This is a genomic window from Spirillospora sp. NPDC046719 (genome assembly GCF_040645715.1).
Classification (GTDB): domain Bacteria; phylum Actinomycetota; class Actinomycetes; order Streptosporangiales; family Streptosporangiaceae; genus Spirillospora.
The window spans coordinates 1-5,713 of sequence record NZ_JBEYYT010000522.1 but is presented as its reverse complement, the minus strand read 5'-3'; the positions used below and the strand labels follow the sequence as shown (position 1 = coordinate 5,713).

General features: G+C 78.1%; 5 protein-coding genes. 3 read left to right on the top strand and 2 right to left on the bottom strand.

What is annotated here, in order from left to right; all coding sequences use genetic code 11:
• On the top strand, window positions 1-2,378 hold a 2,378-nt coding region (gene hrpB / locus ABZ914_RS44890), incomplete at its 5' end, for an ATP-dependent helicase HrpB (RefSeq protein WP_500200811.1).
• A gap of 48 nt (window positions 2,379-2,426) precedes the next feature.
• Here the strand turns inward: hrpB and ABZ914_RS44885 are convergent.
• Complete coding sequence (locus tag ABZ914_RS44885) at window positions 2,427-3,191, bottom strand: TetR/AcrR family transcriptional regulator C-terminal domain-containing protein (RefSeq protein ID WP_190863699.1); 765 nt, start codon at window positions 3,189-3,191, stop codon at window positions 2,427-2,429.
• Between the two features lie 93 nt (window positions 3,192-3,284).
• Between ABZ914_RS44885 and ABZ914_RS44880 the strand changes: the two genes are divergently transcribed.
• Both ABZ914_RS44880 and ABZ914_RS44875 read left to right on the top strand, forming a co-directional pair.
• The gene (locus ABZ914_RS44880; protein ID WP_500200810.1) at window positions 3,285-4,292 is read left to right on the top strand and encodes an ATP-binding cassette domain-containing protein; all 1,008 of its coding nucleotides are present in this window, start codon (window positions 3,285-3,287) and stop codon (window positions 4,290-4,292) included.
• Window positions 4,289-5,128: an ABC transporter permease gene (locus ABZ914_RS44875; RefSeq protein WP_500200809.1), complete on the top strand. Its 840-nt coding sequence runs from the start codon at window positions 4,289-4,291 to the stop codon at window positions 5,126-5,128. The genes ABZ914_RS44880 and ABZ914_RS44875 overlap by 4 nt, the downstream gene beginning before the upstream one ends.
• A gap of 41 nt (window positions 5,129-5,169) precedes the next feature.
• Here ABZ914_RS44875 and ABZ914_RS44870 read toward each other — a convergent pair.
• On the bottom strand, window positions 5,170-5,713 hold a 544-nt coding region (locus tag ABZ914_RS44870; RefSeq protein WP_500200808.1), incomplete at its 5' end, for a hypothetical protein.

The following is a 5,713-nucleotide window of genomic DNA, read 5'->3' as shown; positions in this document are numbered from 1 at the left end:
GCCACGAAGCGGCCCCGGGGCCGGCGGGCAAGGTCCTCGTGCTGGAACCGCGCCGGCTCGCCGCCCGCGCCGCGGCCCGCCGCATGGCGTGGCTGCTCGGCGAGCGCGTCGGCGGCAGCGTCGGCGTGATCGTCCGGGGAGAGTCCAAGCCCGGCTCCCGCGTCGACGTCGTCACCACGGGCGTGCTGCTCCAGCGCCTGCAGGACGATCCCGACCTCGACGGCGTGGGCACGGTGATCCTCGACGAGTGCCACGAGCGGCACCTCGACGCCGACACCGCGCTGGCGTTCCTGCTGGACGTCCGCGCGGCCCTCCGCCCCGACCTGCGCCTGGTCGCCGCGTCCGCGACCGCCGACACCGGCCCGTGGGCCCGGCTCCTCGGCGGCGGCGACGGCCCCGTGCCGGTGGTGGAGACCGAGGCCGCGCTGCACCCCGTCGGCGTCGTGTGGGCGCCGCCGCCGCGCCCCGTCCCGCCGCCGCACGGCATGCGCGTCGACCCCGCGCTCCTCGCGCACGTCGCCGCGACCGTCCGACTCGCGCTCGCCGAACGCGACGGCGACCTGCTGTGCTTCCTGCCCGGCGTGGGGGAGATCGGCCGCGTCGCCGGGCAGCTCGGCGGCGTCCCCGCCGAGGTGCTGCAGGTGCACGGGCAGGCGCCGCAGGCGGTGCAGGACGCCGTCCTCGCGCCCGGCACGGGGCGCCGCGTCGTCCTCGCGACCTCCGTCGCCGAGTCCAGCCTCACCGTCCCCGGGGTGCGGATCGTCGTGGACGGGGGCCTGGCCCGCGAGCCGCGCACCGACCACGCCCGCGGGCTCGGCGCGCTCACCACCGTCCGCGCGTCCCGCGCCACCGCCGAGCAGCGCGCGGGCCGCGCCGGGCGTGAGGCGCCCGGCACCGTCTACCGGTGCTGGACGCGGGCCGAGCACGACCGGCTGCCCGCCCGCCCCCGCCCGGAGATCGAGCTGGCCGACCTCGCCGGCTTCGCGCTCCAGGCCGCGTGCTGGGGCGACCCGGACGCGAGCGGACTCGCCCTTCCCGATCCGCCGCCCGCCGCCGCGATGGACGCCGCCCGCGCCGTCCTGCACGCCCTCGGCGCCGTCCGCGACGGGCGGGTCACCCCGCGCGGGCGGCTGCTGGCGAGCGTCGGCCTGCACCCCCGGCTGGCCCGCGCCCTGCTCGACGGGGCCCGCGAGGTCGGCGCGCGCGACGCGGCCCAGATCGTCGCGCTGCTGTCCGAGCCGCCGCCCCGCGCGGCCGGCGACGACCTCACCGCGGCCTGGCGCGCGCTGCGGCGCCGGTCCCGGCCCGCCGACGGCCACGCCGCCCGCTGGCGCGATGAGACCCGCCGCCTCGCCAGGTCCCTGCCCGCGGCGGCGGACCGTCCGGACCGTCCCGGCGAGCCCGCGCGCGGCGGCGACGACCTGGTGGCGGGGAGCGTGGTGGCGCTGGCGTTCCCGGAGCGGGTGGCGCGGGCGCGGCCGGTTGGCGGCGGGTACCTGATGGCGTCCGGGACCGGGGCGGTGCTCGCGGACGGGTCGGCGCTGGCCGGTGCGCGGGCGCGGTGGCTGGCGGTGGCGGCGGCCGACCGCCCGGCGGGGTCGGCGTCGGCGCGGGTGCGGCAGGCCGTCGTGATCGACGAGGACGTGGCCCGGGCCGCGGCCGCGCCCCTGCTGGAGACGGCGGACGAGGTGGCCTGGCGGGACGGGGACGTGGTGGCGCGGCAGGTCGAGCGGCTCGGCGCGATCGAGCTGGACGCGCGGCCGCTGCGCGACCCCGACCCGGAGCTGGTGCGGGCGGCGCTGCTGGACGGCGTGCGGGCCGAGGGTCTCGGGCTGCTGGACTGGACTCCGGCGGCCGTCGCGCTGCGGGAGCGGCTGGCGTTCCTGCACGGCGCGCTCGGCGACCCGTGGCCGGCGGTCGGCGACGCGGCGCTGCTGGACCGCGCGCCCGAGTGGCTGGCGGGCGCGCGGCGGCGGTCGGACCTGCGGCGGGTCGACGTGGCGGCGATGCTGCGGGGGCTGCTGCCGTGGGAGGCGGCGTCGCGGCTGGACGAGTACGCGCCGGAGCGGATCGAGGTGCCGTCGGGGTCGCGGATCCGGGTGGACTACGGCGGCGAGCGGCCGGTGCTGGCGGTCAAGCTGCAGGAGCTGTTCGGCTGGGACGCGGCGCCCCGGCTCGCGGGCGGGCGGGTGCCGCTGGTGGTGCACCTGCTGTCGCCGGCGGGCCGTCCGGCGGCCGTCACCGCGGACCTCGCGACGTTCTGGCGCGAGGGCTACAAGGCCGTCCGGGCGGAGCTGCGCGGCCGCTACCCCAAGCATCCCTGGCCCGAGGACCCCACCACGGCGGCGCCGACCCGCCGCACCAACCCCCGCCGCTGAGCCCCGCGCCCAGCACCGCCGCCGGGGACCCGGCCTGCGCCGCCGAGGTCAGGCGCGGGAGGCCACAAGGACCTCGATGCCGTCGAGGATGCGCGCGAGGCCGAACTCGAAGGCGTGCGCGGGCGCGACGGCGGCGTTGTGCTCCATCCCGGCGGCGGTGCCGACGCGGGAGCTGAGCGGATAGTCCTGCCCGCCGGTGTCGATCTCCTCCAGCAGCGGCGCGAGGGCCTCCCACCACTGGGCGTCGGTCATGCCGCTGCGCCGCTCGGCCTCGGCGGCGTTGACCGAGACGCGCGCCGAGCTCTCGGCGAAGCCGGTGACGAGCGCGACGACGGAGTCCATCTCCAGGTCGGTGAGGCCGATGCCGTCGACGGCGCGCAGTTCGGCCTCGTACTTGGCGAACACGGCGGGGCCCATGGGCGGGCGGACGGCGGCGACGTGCAGCAGCCAGGGGTGGCGGTGGTAGAGGTCCCAGTTGTCGCGGGCGATGTGCTCGAGCCTGGCCCGCCAGCCGCCCGGCACGCCGTCGGCGGGGGTGAGCTCGGCCATGGCGCGGTCGAGCATGACGTCGATCAGCTCGGCCTTCCCGGGGACGTAGGTGTAGATCGACATCGGCGCGACGCCGAGCTCGTCGGCGATGCGGCGCATGGACAGCGCGTCCAGCCCCTCGGCGTCGGCCAGGGCGATCGCGGTGCGGACGATGCGCTCGGCGCTGAGCTTGGGCTTGGGGCCGCGCTTGGGCCGGTCGGGCACGCCCCACAGGAGCTCCAGGCTGCGCCGCGGGTCACCGCCCCCGCTGTACTCGGTCGTCACGCCCGCATCCTCCCAGGGATGAAACTCTGTACGACGTACGTTATAGTCTCCGCGATGGTTAATCCGTATTGCGTACGGAGTTTCGGGAGACCCATGACAGAGCAATGGGCCGCGGTCGACGCGGCCGGACTGCGCAAGACCTACGGCGGGACCGCCGCCCTGGACGGGCTGGACCTGCGGGTGCCCGCCGGCACCGTGCACGGCCTGCTCGGCCCCAACGGCGCGGGCAAGACCACCTGCGTGCGCGTCCTCACCACGCTCGCCCGCCCGGACGGGGGCCGCGCCGCCGTCGCCGGGCACGACGTCGTCCGGGCCCCCGAGCTGGTCCGGACCCGGATCGGCCTCGTCGGGCAGCACGCCGCCGTCGACGAGGTGCTCACCGGCCGGCAGAACCTCGTCATGTTCGGCCGCCTCCACCACCTCGGCGTCCGCGGGGCGCGGCGGCGGGCGGACGAGCTGCTGGAGCGGTTCCGGCTCGCCGACGCCGCCGACCGCCCCGCCGGGACGTACTCCGGCGGCATGCGGCGGCGCCTCGACCTCGCCGCCGGGATGATCCTCGCGCCCGCCGTGCTGTTCCTCGACGAGCCCACCACCGGCCTCGACCCGCGCAGCCGCATCGAGGTGTGGGACGCGGTCCGCGCGCTCGCGGGCGGCGGCACCACCGTCGTCCTCACCACGCAGTACCTGGAGGAGGCCGACCGGCTCGCCGACGCCGTGTCGGTGATCGACCGCGGCCGGGTGATCGCCGAGGGCGCGCCGGACCGGCTGAAGTCCCGGCTCGGCGGCGACCGGCTGCGGATCGTCGTCGAGGACCCCGGCGCGCTCGGCGCCGCCGCCGCGATCGCCGGCCGGGTGTCCGGCGCCGAACCGGAGGTGGACGCCGGCGCCCTGGCGGTCGGCGCGCCCGTCGCCGACCCGGTCGCCGCGCTCACCGGCGCCGTCCGCGCGCTGGACGAGGCGGGCGTGCGGGTCGCCGACATCGGTGTGCGCCGCCCCACCCTGGACGAGGTGTTCCTGCACCTCACCGGCGGCCCCGCCGCAGGATCCGAAGGGCCGGCCCGCGACGAGCCGGCGCACGACGACGAGGAGGTCTCCGCGTGACGGCGCCCCTGTACGTCCCGCAGGTCCCGCGCACCCCGCTCGGGCGGCTGCGCTGGGCGGCCGCCGACGGCTGGACGCTCACCCTGCGCGCCCTCGCGCACTGGGCGAAGCGCCCCGAGCAGCTCGCCATGAGCCTGCTGTTCCCGGTGATGGTCGTGCTGATGATGGGCTACCTGTTCGGCGGCCAGATGGACGTCCCCGGCGGGGACTACCGGGCGTTCATCGTCCCCGGCATGTTCGCCATGACGATGGTGTTCGGCATCGAGAGCACCTTCACCGCGATCGCCGTCGACGCCGCCCGGGGCGTCTCCGACCGGTTCCGGGCCATGCCGATGGCGCCGTCGGCCGTCGTCGTCGGGCGCGGCGCCGCCGACCTGGCCGACGCGCTCCTCGTGCTCGCGGTCATGGCGGTGTGCGGTGTGCTGATCGGCTGGCGCGTGCACGGCGGGGCCGGCGCGGCGCTCGCGGGCCTCGGCCTGCTGCTGCTCCTGCGGTTCGCGCTGGTCTGGGTCGGGATCTACCTCGGCCTGGTCGCCAAGGGCCCCGAGTCGGTCATGATGATCCAGATCCTGGTGTGGCCGGTCGGGTTCCTGTCCAGCGCGCTCGTCGCGCCGAGCACCATGCCGGCCTGGCTCGGCGCGGTCGCCGAGTGGAACCCGATGTCGGCGACCGTCACCGCGTGCCGCGACCTGTTCGGCGACCCGTCGCGGGACGCGCTGTCGAGCGGCTCGTGGGCGGCCGGGCACAGCGCGCTGCTCGCGGTCGCGTGGCCGCTGGCGATCACGGCGGTGTTCTTCCCGCTGGCCGTCCGCCGCCACCGCGCGCTCGGCCGCTAGCGCCCCCGGCGCCCTGCCTCAGGCGCCCTGCCTCCAGCGCGCTAGCGGGCGCGGCCGAGCAGTTCGGCGCGGTGCCGGGCCAGGGCCAGGGCCGGGTAGCACGCCTCGGGCAGCGGTTCCGCGCCGTTCAGCGCGGTGCGGAGCCGCTCGCCCACGGCCGCCGCGTCGTAGGGCTGGACGACGCACAGCTCGGCCTGCATCGCCTGCCGCGCCGCCGTCATCAGCGCCGGGACGTCACCGACGATCACGACCTCGGTGGGGGAGTCGCCGTAGGACAGCCGGACCGCCAGCGCGTGCATGCCCGCCGTGCCCGCGTCCTCGTAGCGGAACTCGCACACCAGCCGGTCGCCGTCCAGCGGGCCCTCCTGGATCAGCCACGCCTGCCCGGGGACGACGCGGCCGAGCGAGCCCTCCCACGGCGCCGCCGGGAGATCGCGCAGCGCGTCCGCCGCCTTGCCCGCGGCGGTGCGCCCGACGGACGGGCCGATCGCGGCGAGCGCGCGCAGGAACGTCCGGGCGCCGGGCGTCGCCGCGGCCCGCAGCGACATGATCAGGTCGCCGAGCGCGGCGCGCCGGCCCGCCTCG

Coding starts and splice junctions, on each gene's coding strand:
- ABZ914_RS44880 (WP_500200810.1), top strand. CDS start 3,285: ATGACAGAGCAATGGGCCGCGGTCGACGCGGCCGGACTGCGCAAGACC.